The organism is Arthrobacter koreensis (assembly GCF_009193255.1).
Taxonomy (GTDB): domain Bacteria; phylum Actinomycetota; class Actinomycetes; order Actinomycetales; family Micrococcaceae; genus Arthrobacter_B; species Arthrobacter_B koreensis.
The window spans coordinates 23,241-41,089 of the sequence record NZ_WACG01000009.1 but is presented as its reverse complement, the minus strand read 5'-3'; the positions used below and the strand labels follow the sequence as shown (position 1 = coordinate 41,089).

18 protein-coding genes and 1 pseudogene are annotated in these 17,849 nt (G+C 64.0%); 9 read left to right on the top strand and 10 right to left on the bottom strand.

What is annotated here, in order from left to right; translation table 11 throughout:
* Window positions 1–17: 17 nt before the first annotated feature.
* The 5 genes from GD628_RS16815 to GD628_RS15980 form a co-directional block, all read right to left on the bottom strand.
* On the bottom strand, window positions 18–344 hold the full coding sequence (locus GD628_RS16815) for a hypothetical protein (protein WP_226802603.1): 327 nt from the start codon (window positions 342–344) through the stop codon (window positions 18–20).
* 559 nt (window positions 345–903) lie between these two features.
* Complete coding sequence (locus GD628_RS15995; protein ID WP_226802602.1) at window positions 904–1,449, bottom strand: DUF488 domain-containing protein; 546 nt, start codon at window positions 1,447–1,449, stop codon at window positions 904–906.
* A 212-nt stretch (window positions 1,450–1,661) separates the two neighbouring features.
* Window positions 1,662–2,024, bottom strand: coding sequence for a cupin domain-containing protein (locus GD628_RS15990; RefSeq protein WP_152275384.1), 363 nt, complete (start codon window positions 2,022–2,024; stop codon window positions 1,662–1,664).
* Window positions 2,025–2,186: 162 nt separating this feature from the next.
* Window positions 2,187–3,395 carry a globin domain-containing protein gene (locus tag GD628_RS15985; RefSeq protein ID WP_152275383.1) on the bottom strand — a complete coding sequence of 403 codons (1,209 nt, stop codon included), beginning with the start codon at window positions 3,393–3,395 and terminating at the stop codon, window positions 2,187–2,189.
* A gap of 345 nt (window positions 3,396–3,740) precedes the next feature.
* The gene (locus GD628_RS15980) at window positions 3,741–4,214 is read right to left on the bottom strand and encodes a cupin domain-containing protein (protein ID WP_152275382.1); all 474 of its coding nucleotides are present in this window, start codon (window positions 4,212–4,214) and stop codon (window positions 3,741–3,743) included.
* Window positions 4,215–4,477: 263 nt separating this feature from the next.
* Here GD628_RS15980 and GD628_RS15975 point away from each other — a divergent pair, with 263 nt between their 5' ends.
* The 3 genes and pseudogenes from GD628_RS15975 to GD628_RS15965 all read left to right on the top strand — a co-directional run.
* The gene (locus GD628_RS15975; protein ID WP_152275381.1) at window positions 4,478–5,707 is read left to right on the top strand and encodes a DUF3500 domain-containing protein; all 1,230 of its coding nucleotides are present in this window, start codon (window positions 4,478–4,480) and stop codon (window positions 5,705–5,707) included.
* Between the two features lie 329 nt (window positions 5,708–6,036).
* Window positions 6,037–6,402 (top strand): ArsR/SmtB family transcription factor, encoded by a 366-nt coding sequence (locus GD628_RS15970; RefSeq protein ID WP_055345763.1) that lies wholly within the window; start codon window positions 6,037–6,039, stop codon window positions 6,400–6,402.
* Between the two features lie 113 nt (window positions 6,403–6,515).
* Window positions 6,516–7,286: pseudogene (locus GD628_RS15965) on the top strand (cation diffusion facilitator family transporter); the annotation flags it as partial.
* A 444-nt stretch (window positions 7,287–7,730) separates the two neighbouring features.
* On the opposite strand, the gene GD628_RS15960 reads toward GD628_RS15965, so the two are convergent.
* The 5 genes from GD628_RS15960 to GD628_RS15940 are packed head-to-tail and all read right to left on the bottom strand — an operon-like array spanning window position 7,731 to window position 12,328.
* Window positions 7,731–8,984 carry a sensor histidine kinase gene (locus GD628_RS15960; protein WP_142121937.1) on the bottom strand — a complete coding sequence of 418 codons (1,254 nt, stop codon included), beginning with the start codon at window positions 8,982–8,984 and terminating at the stop codon, window positions 7,731–7,733.
* Complete coding sequence (locus GD628_RS15955) at window positions 8,981–9,649, bottom strand: response regulator transcription factor (RefSeq protein WP_193313300.1); 669 nt, start codon at window positions 9,647–9,649, stop codon at window positions 8,981–8,983. The genes GD628_RS15960 and GD628_RS15955 overlap by 4 nt, the downstream gene beginning before the upstream one ends.
* Before the next feature lie 35 nt (window positions 9,650–9,684).
* On the bottom strand, window positions 9,685–10,443 hold the full coding sequence (locus tag GD628_RS15950; RefSeq protein WP_019289541.1) for an FAD:protein FMN transferase: 759 nt from the start codon (window positions 10,441–10,443) through the stop codon (window positions 9,685–9,687).
* A 2-nt stretch (window positions 10,444–10,445) separates the two neighbouring features.
* A complete protein-coding gene (locus GD628_RS15945) occupies window positions 10,446–10,952 on the bottom strand; it encodes an FMN-binding protein (RefSeq protein ID WP_055345761.1) in 507 nt (168 codons plus the stop codon).
* On the bottom strand, window positions 10,949–12,328 hold the full coding sequence (locus GD628_RS15940; protein WP_226802601.1) for a ferredoxin reductase family protein: 1,380 nt from the start codon (window positions 12,326–12,328) through the stop codon (window positions 10,949–10,951). Before GD628_RS15940 ends, GD628_RS15945 begins: the two co-directional genes overlap by 4 nt.
* 184 nt (window positions 12,329–12,512) lie before the next feature.
* Between GD628_RS15940 and GD628_RS15935 the strand changes: the two genes are divergently transcribed.
* From GD628_RS15935 to GD628_RS15910, 6 genes are all read left to right on the top strand, one after another.
* Window positions 12,513–13,247: a VIT1/CCC1 transporter family protein gene (locus GD628_RS15935; protein WP_152275379.1), complete on the top strand. Its 735-nt coding sequence runs from the start codon at window positions 12,513–12,515 to the stop codon at window positions 13,245–13,247.
* A gap of 103 nt (window positions 13,248–13,350) precedes the next feature.
* Entirely contained in the window at window positions 13,351–13,890 is a 540-nt protein-coding gene (locus GD628_RS15930; RefSeq protein WP_152275378.1) for a DUF2231 domain-containing protein, read from the top strand.
* A gap of 343 nt (window positions 13,891–14,233) precedes the next feature.
* Entirely contained in the window at window positions 14,234–14,830 is a 597-nt protein-coding gene (locus tag GD628_RS15925) for a recombinase family protein (protein WP_152275377.1), read from the top strand.
* 3 nt (window positions 14,831–14,833) lie between these two features.
* Window positions 14,834–16,222, top strand: coding sequence for a Mu transposase C-terminal domain-containing protein (locus GD628_RS15920; RefSeq protein ID WP_476726887.1), 1,389 nt, complete (start codon window positions 14,834–14,836; stop codon window positions 16,220–16,222).
* Complete coding sequence (locus tag GD628_RS15915) at window positions 16,222–17,028, top strand: AAA family ATPase (protein ID WP_152275409.1); 807 nt, start codon at window positions 16,222–16,224, stop codon at window positions 17,026–17,028. The genes GD628_RS15920 and GD628_RS15915 overlap by 1 nt, the downstream gene beginning before the upstream one ends.
* Window positions 17,029–17,162: 134 nt before the next feature.
* Entirely contained in the window at window positions 17,163–17,738 is a 576-nt protein-coding gene (locus GD628_RS15910; RefSeq protein ID WP_152275375.1) for a recombinase family protein, read from the top strand.
* Window positions 17,739–17,849 lie beyond the last annotated feature (111 nt).

The window sequence follows — 17,849 nt, the reverse complement described above, 5'->3', positions numbered from 1 at the left end:
CACTCATTCCACTTCGCCTACACGAAGATCTGCCGGTGTGCGGCGTCGTGCCCCAGAAACGCGACCTGCGTCATCAGCAGCGCCAGCACGACCGCGGTCACCATCTGCCACCAGGTGTCCCCCAGCAGCACAAAAGCCACGGCCAACCCCAGACCTCCCAGGGTCAAGCCGATCAGCTTGGTCCAGTAGTAGCCGTAGCTCCGACGCATATAACCAGCTTCCTGGACCCGCCGGGTCAAAGCCGTGAAGTCGCTGACGTGCCGCTGCCGGGACGGGCCCGGTGACCGGTGTTTACCTTCCGTACCCGAATCCACACCCGTACCCGTCATAGGGATGGCCTCCATAATTCCCTTTCATATCGGCGGACAAAGTCCATGTCATATTAACGACCCACCCCTGCACCTGCAGGCCCTGAACCGGTATGCGGGAATGCGTCCTGGGAAGAATCCGGCACCCGAACCCGACACTTGATACAGAGGCCGCGCTTAGGGATGCGCAACAGCACCGGGTCCCCCCTCCCTGCCTTTGTCTCTGAGGGGGAGATCCGCTGCTGTATGCGTTTCCGGCTAGCGTCCGGTCAATGCTAAGTGTGCTTAGCATATAGGGAAGCTGGCTTAACCCGTGTAAACGCCAGGTTGGGGCCGGACACAGAACGAAGCAATGTCCGCTGCCGGCAGCACTGCAGGACAGCGGGCAGTAGGGATGTGCATCGATATCGGCGCCACCCCTGCCGCCACCCATGCAAGGGGCCGTGCAGCCGGGATCTGCGGGACTATCCGCCAGCTCAACCGTGCCCACGGCGCGATCCTGGGCAACCCACCCGTCGAGGGTTCGTTAATTTCCTGGATAATCCCGTCGGTGATGTACATGCTGACGTGATTCCTCTCAGTGTCAGGCAATGCGTCAGGGATCAGCGGGCGCCAGGTCATACACCAGTTCATTGTTCCCAATGCGCACCCCCGGAGTCGGTGGATGGGGTGTATGCCTGCCTCCCGGCATCAGGTGCTCCACGCTCACCCCCGCCAGAAGCGTGGCGTAATCGGAGATAAGACGGCGGTGGCATCTCCACCACACGCTCTCACTGCACATGATGGCCGTAGGAGTACGGGCGACATCCTTTATGACTTCGGTGAAAGCGTCCTGAAAGTCCGCGGTGCGCATATACCCGGCATATGCCCTGAAAGAATCATTGCGCAGGGCGGTGTCCGGCGAGCCGGGCAGAAGCTTACGAAAGCCCCCCAACCGTTTTTCCCACCGGTATGAGATACCTGCCTCAGGCAGCCACTGTGCCATAAGGTCCTTATTAAAGTGCGGGAACTTCCGGCTGCCCGGACCGATCCGCACGTCCACTAATGCACCTATGCCGGCGCTTTTCAGCAGCTGTGTAAATGAGAGTTCATCAGCGGTACCATGGCCTATCGTCCACAGCCGGGGCATCGATTCGGACACTACCTCACCCCATTCCTCTCTCCAGGCACAGGATTTTTCGGGTTTACCTGCCTCATGCGAACCGCCATAACATCTCCCCCGGACTGAGGGCGACGGTAGCCTGCCCGGTAATAGAACCGCTCATCCGAACAACACATGCGCGGTGTTCCTCGGGCATTCCTTGCTGCACAAAACCAGGGGTTGGATAACCGGCCGGCCGAGCTGATCACGGGTTACTCGTGGTGGTCTTGATTGGGGCTGTCCCCGTGACTATTACCGGCCTGGCTGGTAACGGTAGTAAGCAGGAACACCGAATCCTCCAATGCCTCGACGCCGTGACGCACGTGCGTCAGCGCCACAATCTCCCCGGCAACCACCTCCGACTGGTCCTGTCCGGTCACCCGCACTCGTCCACGCAGAAGATACATACTCGCAGCCGGCGGAGAATTGTGCTCGGCAAGAACCTGGCCTGCCTTGAGCGCGAGGATGGTCTGACGGAGTGGACCATCATGAATAAGGATCTCGGCGGAACGGCCCTTGTCCTTGGCGATGGCTTCTTCCAAAGCCTTCCGGGCAGCCGTTTCAACAATGGGCATAATGCCTCCTATGCATTGATCTTTCCCTGGGTTCAGCCGATCGACACAACACTACCGGCCCCGCCGCAGGCAAACAGCGCCCGGCCGAGCCGGCCGGGCGCTGGAAGGTTGCTGTTCTTTACGGGTGCCTACAACGGGGGCGGCGCCATCAGACTCGTCCTGTTATTGGAAATCGGCCAGCCACAGGTCAGGTCCGAACACTTCATACTGGATGTCTTTGGCCGGTATGCCGCGGGCGATGAGGGCGCTGCGGACAGCTTGCATAAAGACCAGCGGGCCGCACAGGTAGTATTGAGCTCCGGCTGGAAGATCAACGGTACTGACGTCCATAAAACCCACCAGCTCGTCCTCAACCACCTGGGTCGGTTCCGAGGGTTCAACGAACCACGTAAGCATGGACGCATTGGGGAGTTTCGCGAGGTCCGACTGGATCTGGCCGCGGAGGGCAAAGGTGCCGGCTGAGTTGTCGGCATGAAGCAGCATTACCTTGCGCTGTGAACCGGACTGCACCAGATGGGAAAGCATACCGGCCATGGGCGTAATACCGATACCGGCACTGGCGAAGACGATGGGACGGTCGGTGTACGTCATCACGACATCCCCGGAAGGAACCGAAAGGACTATCTCGTCGCCTACGTGGACATTCGAGTGCAGCAGGTTGGACACTTCGCCGTCGGGGGTCGGCAGTCCGTGGACGCGCTTGACGGAGAACTGGCGGTGATGCCCGTCGTCGGCGCGGGTGAGGCTGTACTGGCGCGGCTGGTGCACCCCGTCAGGCATTAGCACCTTCACGGTGACGTACTGTCCCGGTAGTGATGGTTTGATGTCGCGTTCATCGGTGCGTTCGACTACGAAGGTCACAACGTCATCCGTTTCCTGGATCTTTTCGGAAACACGCCAGGTCCGCCAGATAGTGTCGGGGGCGAGATTGAGCGCTCCGTACATGGCCCGTTCCTGGTTGATCAGGACGTTGGCCATCAGCCAGTAGACCTCATCCCAGGCCGCTGCGACGTCTTCGGTGACGGCATCGCCGAGCACGTCCACGATCGCCCACATCAGATGGTCATGGACGATCTGGTACTGGTCCGGACGCAAGCCCAGCGAGACATGCTTGTGGGCGATCCGCGCGAGCAGGTGGTCAGGCATCTCGTCCGGGGTATTAACCAGGAATCCCGCGAAGGCAGCTATGGAACCGGCCAACGCCTGCTGCTGACGCCCGTCAGCCTGGTTGCCGCGGTTGAAGAGACCGTCCATGAGTTCGGGGCGTTCAGCGAACATGTGCGCGTAGAAGCGCCGGGCAATCTCTTCGATGTTCTCGCCCACGACCGGCAAAGTGGCCTGGATGACCGGGCGGGATGTATCGGAAAGCATGATGGGGGCTCCTTTAGAGGTAGCGTCTTGGCCGGCAGCGGCAATGCCCCGCCAGCGGATGTAGCGGGTCGACCGGCGTCGCTGGCCTTCTGTAGTGATGCGTGACTTTCTCAGCGCCCGGGGGTTTTTGCACGAGAGAGTGGTGAAAGCCAAAGGATCAAGCTCGACCCCGCACCGCACATGAACCAAAGCACAGAGGTTGTAGCGGTTGGCCCAGGTCAGCGGAACCTTCTACTAATACTCGAAACCAAATGTCGCTCCGGCGGTCAGGGCCTCCTGCGGTGTAGGTGATCCGCGCTAATTCATTCCGGACGGTCTTATCCGGCGCTTTCTTGATGCAGCGGATTAGGCGCTTTCTTCTCCCTTATCGTCAACTTCCTCAACCCACGACGGCGGCTCGTCACGGCCCTGCTCTTCATCCTTCCCGGCGTCCTCCGGTGTCTCCTGCACGATGCCCTGGGCATGGTGCGTGGGTGCGTAGATTGTGTAGAGGCGCAGCGGTTCGTCCCCGGTGTTTTCGACGTTGTGCCACGTTCCGGCAGGTACCTGAATGCTCCAGCCGTCCGCGACGTCCTGCTGGAAGGACAGGTCGTCCTTGGACGGCCCCATTACTGCGCGCCCCTGTCCGGCCTCGATACGCAGGAACTGGTCGGTGCCGTGATGCACCTCAAGGCCTATTTCACCGCCGGGTTCGATGGACATAAGCGTCACCTGCAGGTGCTTACCCGTCCAGGCAACGCGCCGATATGCGGCGTTTTCCGTTGTAGCGCTCTCGATATCGAACGCATTTGGCAGTGGTCCATTGTCGGTGATCTTCATGACCACATTCTGTACCAACTCCGCAAGATTACCAACGCCGGAGCAGACCAGCTTTATGCAGGGAAAGGCCCGTTGAACACACGGTACTATGCGGCCGCGCGCAAGACCGCTGAATGACAGATTCTGAGGGTTATACCAGTTCACAGGTCAGGACCTGGAGTAGCCCGTAGGCCGATCCCTCTCCGGACGCTCGACGCAAGCGCACGGGAGGCTCACAGTAATCACAAAGTTGATGGCAATCGGCTGTCTTTACTGTGGCTTCTATGAGATCTTCCAAAACCACCGATACCCGGCCCGCGCAGTCGTTCGTTCGACGGCGTGCCCTGTGCGTCGGCTCGCTCCTCCTGACTGGCGGCCTCGCCCTGACCGGCTGCGCCACCGATGTTGCTTCCACCTCCGCCGCGACGTCCTCCTCTGCTGCGAGTGACTCGAGCAGTAGCACGACCGCGGACTCGACGACAAACGCTGAAACGATTTCCTCGACAACGACCGAAGACACGATTTCCTCGACGGCAGCTGCCGCTGAGGCATTCCTGGCGACGCTGAGCGATGAGCAACGCGAGCCAGTCCTGTATGACTTCGACGACGAGACGAAGACTACGTCGTGGTCAAACTTTCCCGTGACGTTCGTCCAGCGCGCCGGTCTGAATCTCCCCGAGTTGACCGACGAGCAGAAGACCGCAGCACTGGAGGTCCTGCAGGCGCTACTCAGCGACGAAGCGTACGACACCGTGTCCGGGATCATGGGCGGCGACGAGTACCTGCACGAGAACAGCAGCACCACCGAGCAATCCCTCGGTCAGTACTGCATTGCCTTCTTCGGTGACCCCTCTGACACCAGCGCCTTCGAGGTGCAGTTCAGCGGCCACCACCTCGGCATAAACGCTACCCTCGACGGAGCTACTGACGCGATCACGTTCGCTCCCTCCCACCTCGGCGTGCAGCCTGCCGTTTACACCGATGCGTTCGCATTCTTCGACAGCCTGACGGTGGAACAACAGGCGACGCTCACGTCGGGCGACGTCAACATGTGTGCGCCTGGTGACACCTGTGATTTCACCACCGGAGACGGCCTCACGGGCGCCGACCTGACCGACGAGCAAAAGCAGTTGCTCCTCGATCTCATCGCGAACTGGTCCGGTATGGCTGACGAGCAGACCACTGCCGACTCCCGGGCGAAGATCAAGGCCACACTCGATGACACCGTCATCGCGTGGTCCGGTGAGACCACGTACGACATGAGCACTGGGGGCGGTATCTCGTTCTCAATCTCCGGCCCGGATGTTTACGTCGCCTTCCAGGCGCAGCAGGGCTCGGCAGGCGCAGATGTCGAAGGAGTATCGACAACCGGCTGGGGACACGTCCACACCATCTACCGCGACCCCACGAACGACCATGCCAACAGCGTGACCCAGCAAGCGGCCTCCGGCATGGGCGCACCCGCCGGCGCACCCGCTGACGGCGCCGCGCCCGGCTCGACTCCCTCGAACTAGCTTCTCAATCGACAAGATGTGCCCGGCAAGCCCCCGCCCGTTGGGCGCATCCATGTGCTCGGGCGAGCTGCGAGCTGTATGCCCTGTGGTTGTTGTCGCTTTGTGGCGGCGTTCTGTGATCGCTATTTGGCGCTATCAAGGATTTCCGAACACTTCTCGACCCTCAGGCGGCCATGGCTAATCGCCCGCATGCAGAAGTAGCACTCCGAACTTCCGTAGTTGAGTCGGGTTCGAGGTCGCCGCGACGTTGTGCATATCCGCTGCGGCGGCCTCACCCAAACGATTGCCCTGCCTACGCATTCGAGACCGGTAAGTGCAATAATCTGCGTATGCATGCAGATAGTGTGATTTGTGGCCGCGACCCTGGCAGCCAGTTCGTCGAACTTGCGGTGGAAGTCTTTTCGATGCTCGCTGATGCGACCCGGGTGCGTCTGATTCTCGCTCTTCGAGAGGGGGAGCGCTCCGTGAATGACCTTGCTGTCTTTGTCGACAAGTCGCCTGCCGCGGTCTCGCAGCACCTCGCCAAGTTGCGGCTGGGACGATTCGTAGCGACCCGGCAAGAAGGGACGCGTGTGTTCTACCGGTTGGAGAACGAACACGCGAGTCAGCTCGTCTCGGACGCGATATTCCAGGCCGAGCACTCCCTCGGTGGAACACCGCGGCACCACCACACGCGAACCGAGCCCGTGAGGTGAGCACGCCCCACACTCACCACGGACACGACGAGCCGACCCAGCACGAACACCACGAGTCTCCCGGCCACGCGCACACCCACGATCACGACCACGGGCATTCACATCCGACCGGCATCAAGGGTTTTCTCTACGGCCTGTTCGTGCCCCATAGCCACGATGCCGCCGACTCCATCGACGATGCCCTCGAGGCCAGCACTCAGGGCGTGCGGGCGCTCAAGATAAGTCTGTTCGTTCTGCTTGGAACGACGATTCTGCAGTTCGTCGTCGTCATCATCAGTGGGTCGGTCGCCTTGCTCGCAGATACCATCCATAACTTCTCTGACGCACTGACCGCGGTCCCGTTGTGGGTCGCGTTCGTGCTTGGCCGACGCGCCGCGACCAAGCACTACACCTACGGGTTTGGAAGGGCGGAGGACCTTTCAGGCCTGTTCATCATCGCCGTGGTCGCGTTGTCAGCGGTCGTCGCCGCCTATCAATCGATCGAACGCTTTTTCAACCCGCAACCTCTCCACAACCTAGGGTGGGTTATCGCCGCGGGCTTCATCGGCTTCATCGGCAACGAAATCGTCGCCATCTATCGAATCCGGGTCGGCCAGAGGATCGGTTCCGCCGCACTCGTCGCAGACGGCGTGCACGCGCGCATCGACGGCTTCACCTCGCTCGCCGTCGTCCTCGGCGGATTCGGCGTGATGCTCGGATTCCCGCTCGCCGACCCCATCGTCGGACTGCTCATCTCAGCCGCCATCATCGTGCTCCTCTGGGGAACCGTTCGCAGCATCGGGCGCCGCCTCATGGATGGCATCGAACCCGAGCTCGTCGAGCGAGCGCGGCACGCGATCGAACACACCCCGGGGGTTCTCGCCGTGCCTTCACTGCAGCTGCGATAGGTCGGCCACCGACTCCAGGGCGCCGCAACGGTAGCTGTCGCTGATATGCCGATCTCAGCCGCCGAAACGATCGTGCATGACATCAGGCACGGGATCTCGCATACACTCCCGAACCTGGATGACATGACCATATCGACAACAACAGAGGTCACGAGGTAAGCCTTGTGGATCCGTTTTGGTCGAGAGCCCTCACTGCAGCCGACGGCATCCCGCTGCTGTGGCTTGAATTGATTGGCATTGTTGCATGGCTCACTCGTCGGCAGGGCGAGTCGATCACGCTCGTTGAAGCGCTTCGCCTGGCCTCAGACAGACTGCGGCTGGTTCGTCGGCTGGCGGTCGCCCCCGGTGGTTTTGCGCTTTAGCCGCGCGAAATATGGTCGGCCGTCATGCCGGCCGTATGCGTTCTCGGGTCCGATTTCGGTCCTGGAGGTCTGAACAGATTTACTCTCCTTGCCGGATAGCGGAGTGCAGCTTTGCCGGTGCGAGCGGGAATATGCACGTTACGGATGCGCCGGTGGTCGGTTGTTCGATAGTGACGGTACCGCGGTGGCGCTGGACGATTTCCGCGACTATTGCCAATCCGAGTCCGTAGTGGCGTGTGGTGCTGTCGACGTTCCGGCTGCTGACGAAGCGGTCGAAGGCTGTGGACGCGACCTCGGGTGAGAATCCCGGACCGTCGTCCGTCACGCGTACGATTGCGTTCCCGTTCGACGCCGAGACGGTGACCGTCACCGCGGTGCGGGCGTGGTCGAGCGCGTTGGTCGACAGGGCGATCACCAGGCGCAGCAGAGCGGCACGCGACCCGGGGATGATGATCGGTTCCGGGTCGCCCGCGCGGGCGAGGGAGATGCCGCGCCGACCTGCGTCGTCACGGAGAAGCCCGACCGCATTGTCCGCGACAGCCCTGAGGTCAACCGGGGTCGGCTCGACCACGGTTCGCGGGTCGGCGGCGATCAGGAGGTCTTCGAGGATCTCGGTGAGCGTCCGGGTATCGGTGACGATTTCATCGACGGAGGTGGTGACGTCTGCGGGGAGGTCATTGCCGCCTCGGCGTTTCAGAATTTGCGCCCGGGTGGTCAGCAGGGTCAGTGGTGTGCGGAGTTCGTGGCTGGCGTCGGCGACGAAGCGGCGCTGTAGGGCGAGCGCCTCGGCCAGGGGGCGGATGGCGCGGCGGGCCATCAGGTAGGCGGTGGCGAAGGCGAGCACGGCCGCGACGAGTCCGCCGGCGATCAGCGCGGTCGCGAGCCTGCCCAGTTCTTCGGAGCTCTCGTGCAGGTCGAGCGCGACCTGCACGAATCGGTCGTGGCTGCGGTCCCCGGTGGCGGAGGTGGTGAGGAGGAGGTAGTCGCGCCCGTCCACGGTGCGCTGCTCCTGCACGTCCGCGCCGCCGGCCGCTACCGACTGGAGGGCCGTGGTGTCGAGCAATCCCTCGGGTAGGTCGTCGGAGGAGATGAGTTGGTCGCCGGTGCGCCCGTCGACCAGGGAGAGGTAGGTGCCGCTCGGCGCATCCTGGGGCGAGTCGAGCCGGGTGGCCGCGACAAGTGCCCGCTGGTTCGATTCGGTCACGCTCGTGCTGACGATCAGATAGACGAGCGTGCCGACGATCGCCAGGATGAATAACAGGAGGGCGGTGAATTGTGCGGTGAGCCGCAGCGACGCGCCTCTCAGGTCGTCGCCCGTGCGCAGCGCTCTCACGGCAGCGGTCCGAGCCGGTACCCGATACCGCGAACCGTCTTGACGCTGTCGCGGCCGAGCTTCTTTCGCAGGTAGTGCACGTAGGTGTCGACCACGCCGGGGTCGTCGGCATCGGGGAAAACGCTGGCGAGCAGGCCGTTCCGTTCGAACACCTGATTCGGCCGGCGGGCGAGCCGTTCGAGCAGCTGCGACTCGCGCTCGGAGAGGGTCACGTTCTCGCCCTCTCCCGTCGTCACGGTACGACTCGCCGTATCGAGCGACCCGCTCACTAGTGCCAGCACCGGCACTGTGCTGCGGTGTCGGCGGAGTAGGGCGCGGATGCGGGCGAGCAGCTCGTCGATGTCGAAGGGTTTGGCGAGGTAGTCCTCCGCGCCCCGATCGAGGCCCTCTACGCGGTCGGCCGGGTTGCCGAGCGCCGAGAGCACGAGGGCTGGGGTCAGGATGCCGCGGCCCCGGAGACGGGACAGCACGTCCAGCCCCTCCAACACCGGCAGCCCCCGGTCGAGCACGAGGGCGTCGAACTCGTGCGTCAGGCCTTCGTGCAGGGCACGTTGGCCGTCTCGGGCGAGCACGGTGTCGTAGCCCTCGGCTGCGAGCAGCTGCTCGAGCATCTGTGCCAGGCGCGCGTCGTCTTCGACGAGCAGAATGCGTGCGCGCTGCGACATACTCGAAGTATAGGGGAAACAGGGGGCGGCGAGGCTCATATCGGCGTGAGCCCCCGGGCGCTCTGCAGCCCTGGTGTCGCGGTGAGGTGCCCCGCGTAGTCGACGGTGATCGCCTCGATGTCGAAGCGGTCGATCAACTCCGGGCAGCGGTCGGGCCCGCCCGCGACGAGGGCGGTGGCGAGTACATCCGCGGTGACGATGTCGTCGGCCAGCACGGTCACCTGGCGGTAGCGTTGCGGCGAACGGGGGTCACCGGTGCGCCAGATGTGCTCGCCCCGCTCGGCGGTGCCCGAGGTGGCCAGGGCAGTGTGTCGGCCGACGAGCTCGACAGCGCAGAGCAGCGCGCCCCGGTCGTCCGGGTCGACGATGCCGGCGCGCCACGGCGGGCCGCCGAGATCGCCCCGGGTGAGGATGTCCCCGCCGGCCACGAGCATCCAGTCGGTTTCGCCGGACGACTCGAGCACCCGCGCCGCCGCCTCCATCGCCTTGGCCTTGACGGTGCCCGAGAGGTCGATCACGCCGTCGGGGCGGTGGGGTGTGAAGGTGCCGCCGGTGCTCCGTGACCAGTCGAAGGCGTCGGCATAGGCCTCGCGAAGCTCCGCACTAGCCCGGGTCAGCGGCAGCTCCCCGCGAGCCATCCTGCTGATCTCGGAGTCGGGCCGATACAAACTGAACCGCTCGTCGAAGACTCGGAACGCCTCTTCGACCTCGTCGAGAACGGATGCGGGGGCGGTGGAGCCGGCGAAGCGCAGACTCACCATGGTGCCCATGGTGTCGAACACGTGCACGCCCATGGTCAGAGCCCGGCCTGGTCGAGCGCCGACTGGAGCGAGCTGAGGTACCCGTCGCTGGTGTAGGTGGCACCCGAGACGCCCTGCACGTTCGCCGACTGCGCCGCCAGAACCTCTTGGCGCAGTACCGGCGCGGCCCGGTTGCTGATCGACACCGAGCGCTGATCCTTGTCGGTGAGCTGCAGCGCGGTGACATCGGTGATGCTGCCGTTCGCGACGGTGATCTGCACCTGCACCGGGCCGAAGCGGGTCTGCACGGAGGTACCGGTGAATGTGCCCGAAGCGCTGTCCGACGCCGGGGCTGTGGCACTCGCGCTGCTGCCGGCGGCGGTCGGAGTGGGCGCCGGGGCGGCCGCTGCGGAGGACATCGACCCGCCGTTGGGAGCCGTGGTCGTGGTGGTGGCTGTCGCATCCGGAACAGTCGGGGTCTGGCCCTGCGTGCCGAGCTGCCACCCCACGGTCAGCACGGCCGCCGACGACAAGATGCTGAGGGCCAGTGCGCGCGCCCTCACCAGTCGAACCTCTCGACGTGGATCTGGTCCTCGGGCAGACCGGCCGCCCGGGCGTCGCGGATCACCAGATCGATCCACGACTGCGGCCCGCACACGTAGAGATCGGAGTTCAGCAGATCGGGGAAAACCGTGCCGATCGTGACACCGTGGGCAAGTGCCTCGACCGACATCCAGGTGGCGAGCCCCTGCGGTCGCGGGCCCATCATCGAGAAGACCGCATTGCCGCGCATGCTGCGGAGGGCGCCGACCTCGTCCCACAGGTAGCTCTGCGAGGGATCGCTGCCGCGCAGCAGCACGGTGGCCTCGCCGGGGCGTAGCGTCGAGTGCTCGAGCATCGAGCGGATCGGCGTGATGCCGATACCCGCCGCGACCACGGCCAGCTTCGGGGCCACCCGGTGCGCCTCGGTGAACACGCCGTAGGGGCCCTCGATCGACACCCGGGTGCCGGGGCGCACACGGGAGATCGCCGCACTGCCGGTGCCGAGGTCGCGCACCGTCAGGCGCGCCGACGACGCCGTAGGAACCGCCGAGAAGGAGATCGGATGGGCATGCCACCAGGTGGCGCCGGTCCAGAACCGCCAGATCGCGTACTGCCCGCCCGCGGTCTGCAGGCGGTCGAGGTCCCGCCCGGCGAGGTGGATCGAGACGACCCCGGGGGCGACCTGCTCGACGCCAGCGACCCGGATACCATGTCGGGCGCTGCGCAGCGCGGGCACCGCGAAACGGAACACGGCAATGGCGCCGAAGGCGAGCACGTACAGCGCAATCCAGTAGACCCGCTGCACGGTGCCGTCGGCGAGCACACCGCCTGCGCTCAGCTGATGCGGCAGCGCCACGAGCACGGCCGCGTAGCTCAGCAGGTGGATGAGGTGCCAGGCCTCGTATGCGAAGCGCCGCCGCACCGCGACGACCGAGGTGACCACGACGGCGATGAGCAGGCCCAGCCCGAGGTAGGCGAGCGCCATATCTGGGCCCTGGAACAGGCTGATGGTCTCGGTGACGACGTTCGACCCGTCGGCCATCGCGTAGCCGACGGTGAGCAGCGCACCGTGGGCAAGGATCAGATACAGCGCGGGCTTACCGAGCTGCCGATGGAACGCCATCGCCGTGTCCTGCCCGACCACCCGGTCGACCGCCGGGATGCGAGCGGCGAGCACGAGCATCACCAGGATGAGGTCAGTGCCGACCAGGCCGGTCACGATGCCCGCGGCGGTCAGTGCGGTAGCGAGGCCGCTGACGGTGTTCAGACCGCCGTAGGCGAGCCACAAGGTCATGGCGGCGGCGACCGATGCCCAGACGAGGGCGATCATCGCGTCGGCCGTGCGCCTCCGACGTCGGCCCCGGATGCGCCGGGTACGGTCGACCGGGTCGACCATGCGGCGGGTCCGCACAGGGACGGTGGGTGCCGTTCTGAGAGTCATCGTGTTCTCGATTCGGGTGAGTGTCTTCTACCCTCCCTACAATCGTCCCGAATTCTTCCAGAATTCTTAGCCGAAATTCCCCGGGTCGCTTAGCCTCACCAACGTTGAAGTGCCGGGACATCGGTGCTTGAATGAGCGCATGTCGACCGATGGATACACCGCACCCGCGCTGCACGCCGACGAACCCCACCGGGGAGGCATCGCGCAGCGCCTCAACTGGCTGCGCGCCGGCGTACTGGGGGCCAACGACGGCATCGTCTCGGTGGCGGCGATCGTCGTGGGCGTCGCCGGAGCCACGAGCTCGACTGGTCCCATCCTCACCGCGGGCGTGGCGGGCCTGGTCGGCGGCGCGATCTCGATGGCGCTCGGGGAGTATGTGTCAGTCAGCAGCCAGAGCGACAGCGAGAAGGCCCTCATCGCGAAGGAGCGCGCCGAACTGCGCGACATGCCCGCCGAGGAGCTCGACGAACTCACCGCCCTGTACCGGGCCAAGGGCCTGAGCGAGAGCACCGCTACCCAGGTGGCCATTGAGCTCACCGAGCACGACGCCCTAGCGGCGCACCTCTCGATCGAACTCAACATCGATCAAGACGATGTCGTGAGCCCCTGGCATGCGGCGGCGTCGTCGGCGGCGGCTTTCACCATCGGGGCAATCCTGCCAATGCTCGCCATCCTGCTTCCCCCAGCGGACTGGCGCATCCCCGTTACCTTCGTCGCCGTTCTCATGGCTCTCGCGGTCACCGGCACGCTGTCGGCAACGATCGGCGGCAGCTCACGGCTGCGGGCCACGCTGCGAGTCGTCATCGGCGGAGCGCTGGCACTCGCGGCGACCTACGGGGTGGGGGTGCTCCTAGGAGCATCCGGCGTCGTCTGACCTTTCGGCCATGTGGTGCGAACGGGGCGTGACAAATAAGCCCCTTCCGCGGCTCATGGCCGCTTCAAAGAATCCTGGAAGAATTCCTGCCTAACCTTGAACCATGTTCGACACATTCTTTGGGCTTCCCCTGCATCCGTTCATCGTGCACGCGACAGAGGTGATCGTTCCGCTGGCGGCGGTCCTCGTCGTCTTGACGGCAGTCTGGCCCCGATGCCGTCGGTGGGCGGGATATCTGCCGCTCGGCGCCTCACTGGTCGCGCTCGTTCTCGTTCCCCTCTCAACACAATCGGGCGAGCGACTCGAGGCGCGGGTCGGTGGGAACGATCTCATCGAAACTCACGCCACCCTGGCCGACGGACTCTTACCCTGGGTCATCGGTCTCGTCGTCGTAGCGGGCGCGCTGCTGTGGTGGAACATCCGCGAGAAGCGCGCACGAATCGCAGCGTCCAGAGAGTCGGAATTGCCGGTCGCGGCGCGTCCTGGTTCGCGGTGGGTACCAATCATGCTGATTCTGCTGGCTCTCGTGGTGTCGACAGGAACCACCGTGCAAGCCATCCTCATCGGTCACAGCGGCGCCACGGCAGTATGGACCGAAGACATGGGCGCGCCAGCACTGTCCGGGGACGGAGACACAGACTGATGGGCCGTGCGAACGCCCATACCGCTACAATCTGGCAGGCGCGAGTCTAGATTGCCCGCGCGCAATAAAGATCAGCGATACTCGTCGGTGATGCTGACGTAAGTACCAGCGGTGTCTCCACGCCCAAGGCGTAGCGACTCGAAAAAGCACCCTCCTCCGCGAGGGAAGAGCTCTGTCTAAAGGTGTCTCGAAAACCAAAAGCTTTTCGAGACACTGTCCGGGGTGTCGGGAGGGGACGGCGGCGGACTGGGAAAACCGGGCTGGCTGATGTCCCGGAAACACGTCTCACCGTAAATCGTCTCAGTGCACGCCCGTGATGGGCTTTTTGAGTCAGAATGGCCTGATGAGGCAATTGGGCTACACACGGGTGAGTACTTCGAACCAGGATGCCCAGCTGCAGCTCGACGCTCTGCTCTCCGTCGGTGTGCAAAAGCGCGACGTCTTCGCCGACGTGACCTCGGGAAGTAAGACGGCGATCGAACGGCCCGGGATGAAGAGGCTCCTCGAGTACGCCGAGGAGGGCGACACCGTTGTTGTGTGGCGGGTCGATCGGTTGGGCCGGTCATTGATCGACGTGCTGAACACCGTGAACCTGCTGCGCGAACGCGGCGTCCAGGTCCGATCCATCTCCGACGGTATCGACCCGGCGACCTCGACAGGTCGGTTGATGCTGAACATGCTCGCCACCTTGGCCGAATATGAGCGCGAGCTGATCGTCGAGCGTGTCAATGCCGGCATTGCCGCCGCCAGGCAGAACGGAACGCGCTTTGGCCGCCCGCTGACGGATCCGGTTGTCATCGCGGACAAGCTGGCGATCGCGCAGGACGCCCGGGCGAAGGGACGCACCGCCGAAGACGCCGCCCGTCTCGTTGGATGGAGCCGCGCCACTCTCTACCGCCACCAGCAAGCCCTCGCCGCCCGCGAGAGCACCAGAACGTAGGTAATCCTGAACGGCGATGAGCGCTGGAAAGTCCTTCGACTTCACGTCGAGGACCAGATCCCGCTTGCCGCCCTCGCCCGCGAAACCGGAATCAGCACCCGCACTCTTCAACGCTGGCTCCGGCTCTACCGGGCGGGTGGTGCGAGTGCTCTCGACTTGGGACCGCGGGCCGATGCCGGCACGCGGCGCATAGACCCCGGATTGGTTAGGTTTATCGAGGGACTTGCACTGGCGAAGCCCCGCCCGAGCATGGCAACGCTGCACAGACTCGCCGCGGCCGAAGCGGGCAGACAAGGCGCCCAGGCGCCGAGCTACTCCGTCGTCCGCAAGATCGTCCAGGCACTGGACCCAGCCCTGGTGACCCTGGCTCTCGAAGGTCCCGCATCCTACCGGGACCGGCATGAACTTGTCCTTCGACGCCGCGCCGACCGACCAAACCAAATCTGGCAAGCGGACCACACCCAACTCGACATCCTCATCAACGGCGCCAACGGCAAACCCGACCGACCCTGGCTGACGACAGTGATGGACGATTACTCCCGAGCGCTCTGCGGTTACACCGTCTTCACCGGCGCGCCCTCAGCGCTGAACACGGCCCTCGCCCTCCGGCAGGCCATCTGGCGCAAGAGTGATCCCAGCTGGGCAATGTGCGGGCTGCCCGACATCCTGCACGTGGATCACGGCTCCGACTTCACCAGCCACCACCTCGAACGCACCGCCATCGAGCTGCACATCCGCATCATCCACTCGACCATTGGCCGCCCCCAGGGCAGAGGAAAGATCGAACGGTTCTTCGGGACCATCAACACCGAAGTTCTCTCCACCCTCCCCGGACACCTTGGGCCCGGGAACAGGAAACCACGCCCCACGCTCGACCTCCCCGGACTGGATCGCGCCATCAGAGGCTTCGTCGCCGCCTACAACGACCGGCCCCACAGCGAACTTGGTATCTCACCACGGGATGCTTGGGTCGCCGACGGTTGGCTTCCCCGGATGCCCGAAAGTCTGGAGGACCTCGACGGGCTACTCCTGACAGTTCCAAAGAACCGGACCGTGCAACGCGACGGCATCCACTTTCAAGGCCAGCGCTACCTCTCACCCACGCTGGCGCCCTTCGTGGGGCAAACCATCACCATCCGCTACGACCCCCGGGACATCTCCGAAATCCGCGTCTACGACCACGACACCTTCGTCTGCGTCGCCATCGATGAAGACCACCCCAACCTTCGCCTGAGCCTGCGGGACATCGAGGCCGCACGCAGAGCACGCCGGAAAGAACTGCGCCGCACCATCAACGACCGCATCCCAACAGTCACCAGCCGTGACGAACCGCACATTACTGAACCAGTACGGCGCCGGCGCCGACTGCGCACCTACGAAGAGGACGAATGATGAACCCCACCTTCATCGTCACCAAGGAGCACCGACGCTTCACCGAGTTCGCCAACGCAGTCCGCAAAGAACGAACAATAGGGATCTGCCACGGTGACGCCGGGGTGGGCAAAACACTCTCCGCGCGCCGCTACGCAAACTGGGATGACCTTGAGCCCTACATCACCGAATGGGGACCACGCGGCGACCAGGACGAAAAGCACTACACCCTCGCCAACCGCTCCCGGACCGTGTTCTACACCCCGGACGTTCTCTGCCGTCCCAAAACACTTATGGAGGACATACACCGGTACCAGGTGAGAATCGGCTCGTGCATTGCCGAACACCTGCACAAACTCGATACCGCACCACGCTCAATGAACAGAGTCACCACGCTCGTGGAGCTGCTCATCATCGATGAAGCCGAACGCCTCAACGCGACAGCCCTCGAACTCCTCCGTGACAAACACGACCGAACCCACCTGCCGATGATCCTCATCGGCATGCCCGGCATCGACCAACGATTCCGGCACTACCCCCAGCTATACAGCCGCCTCGGCTTCTCCCACCGATACCGCTCCCTCGGCAGAGACGAACTCCTCTTCGTTCTGGACCGACACTGGAAACGCCTCGGACGGACCCTCGACCCGGACGACTTCACCGACGCCCAGGCAATCGCCGCAGTAGAACGCATCACCCGAGGCAACTTCCGTCTCCTCGAACGGCTATTCCCCCAGATCACCCGCGTCCTCAAGATCAACCAGCTCGAAACCATCACCGACGACGTCGTCGAAGCAGCAGCAAGCATCCTCGTCATCGGCAACTAGCGACACAGAGCGAAAACAGAACGCCGCCACCTAACGGACAAGTCCACACATATAGATGCTCGTTGCACACATTCGCGTATACCCTGCCCGCATTAATGCCCGGTGAAAGTTGCTCTAACGCTACAGGTGGGCACATGAGTGCCCATATTGTCGGTTATGCCCGTGTCTCGACCAACGAGCAAGACCTCACCGCGCAGCAGAATCAGCTCGCAGCCCTGAATGTTCCGGAGGACCGGATCTACACCGACCACGGGCTCACTGGCACCAACCGCGACCGGCCCGGTCTTCGCCAGGCCCTGGCCGCTGTCCGCGACGGCGACACTCTAGTCATCACCAAACTCGACCGGCTCGCACGATCCCTGCCGGACGCGCGCGACATCATCGAAGAACTCACCAAGAAGAACGTGAAGCTCAGTATCGGCGGATCCATCCACGACCCGGCCGACCCCGTCGGCCGGCTCCTCTTCAACGTCCTGGCCATGGTCGCCGAGTTCGAATCCGATCTCATTCGCGCCCGCACCCGCGAAGGCATGCAGGTCGCCAAAGCCAAAGGCCGCCTGCGCGGCAAGCAACCTAAACTCTCCAAGTCACAGGAAGCCCACCTGGTCTCCCTATATAAGGGAGGCCAGCACACCACCGCCGAGATCGCCGAACTCTTCAAGGTCGCCAGAAGTACGGTGTACCGCATCGTGCAACGCACTGCGGCCTAGCCCCTTACAAATTCCAGCGACCAAAACGGTACGGACGAATACTTCCCACCGATCAACGGGGAACCTGTTACACAGCGTGAGTTTGCGTGGGCCCTCGAGCATCCTCGGTCC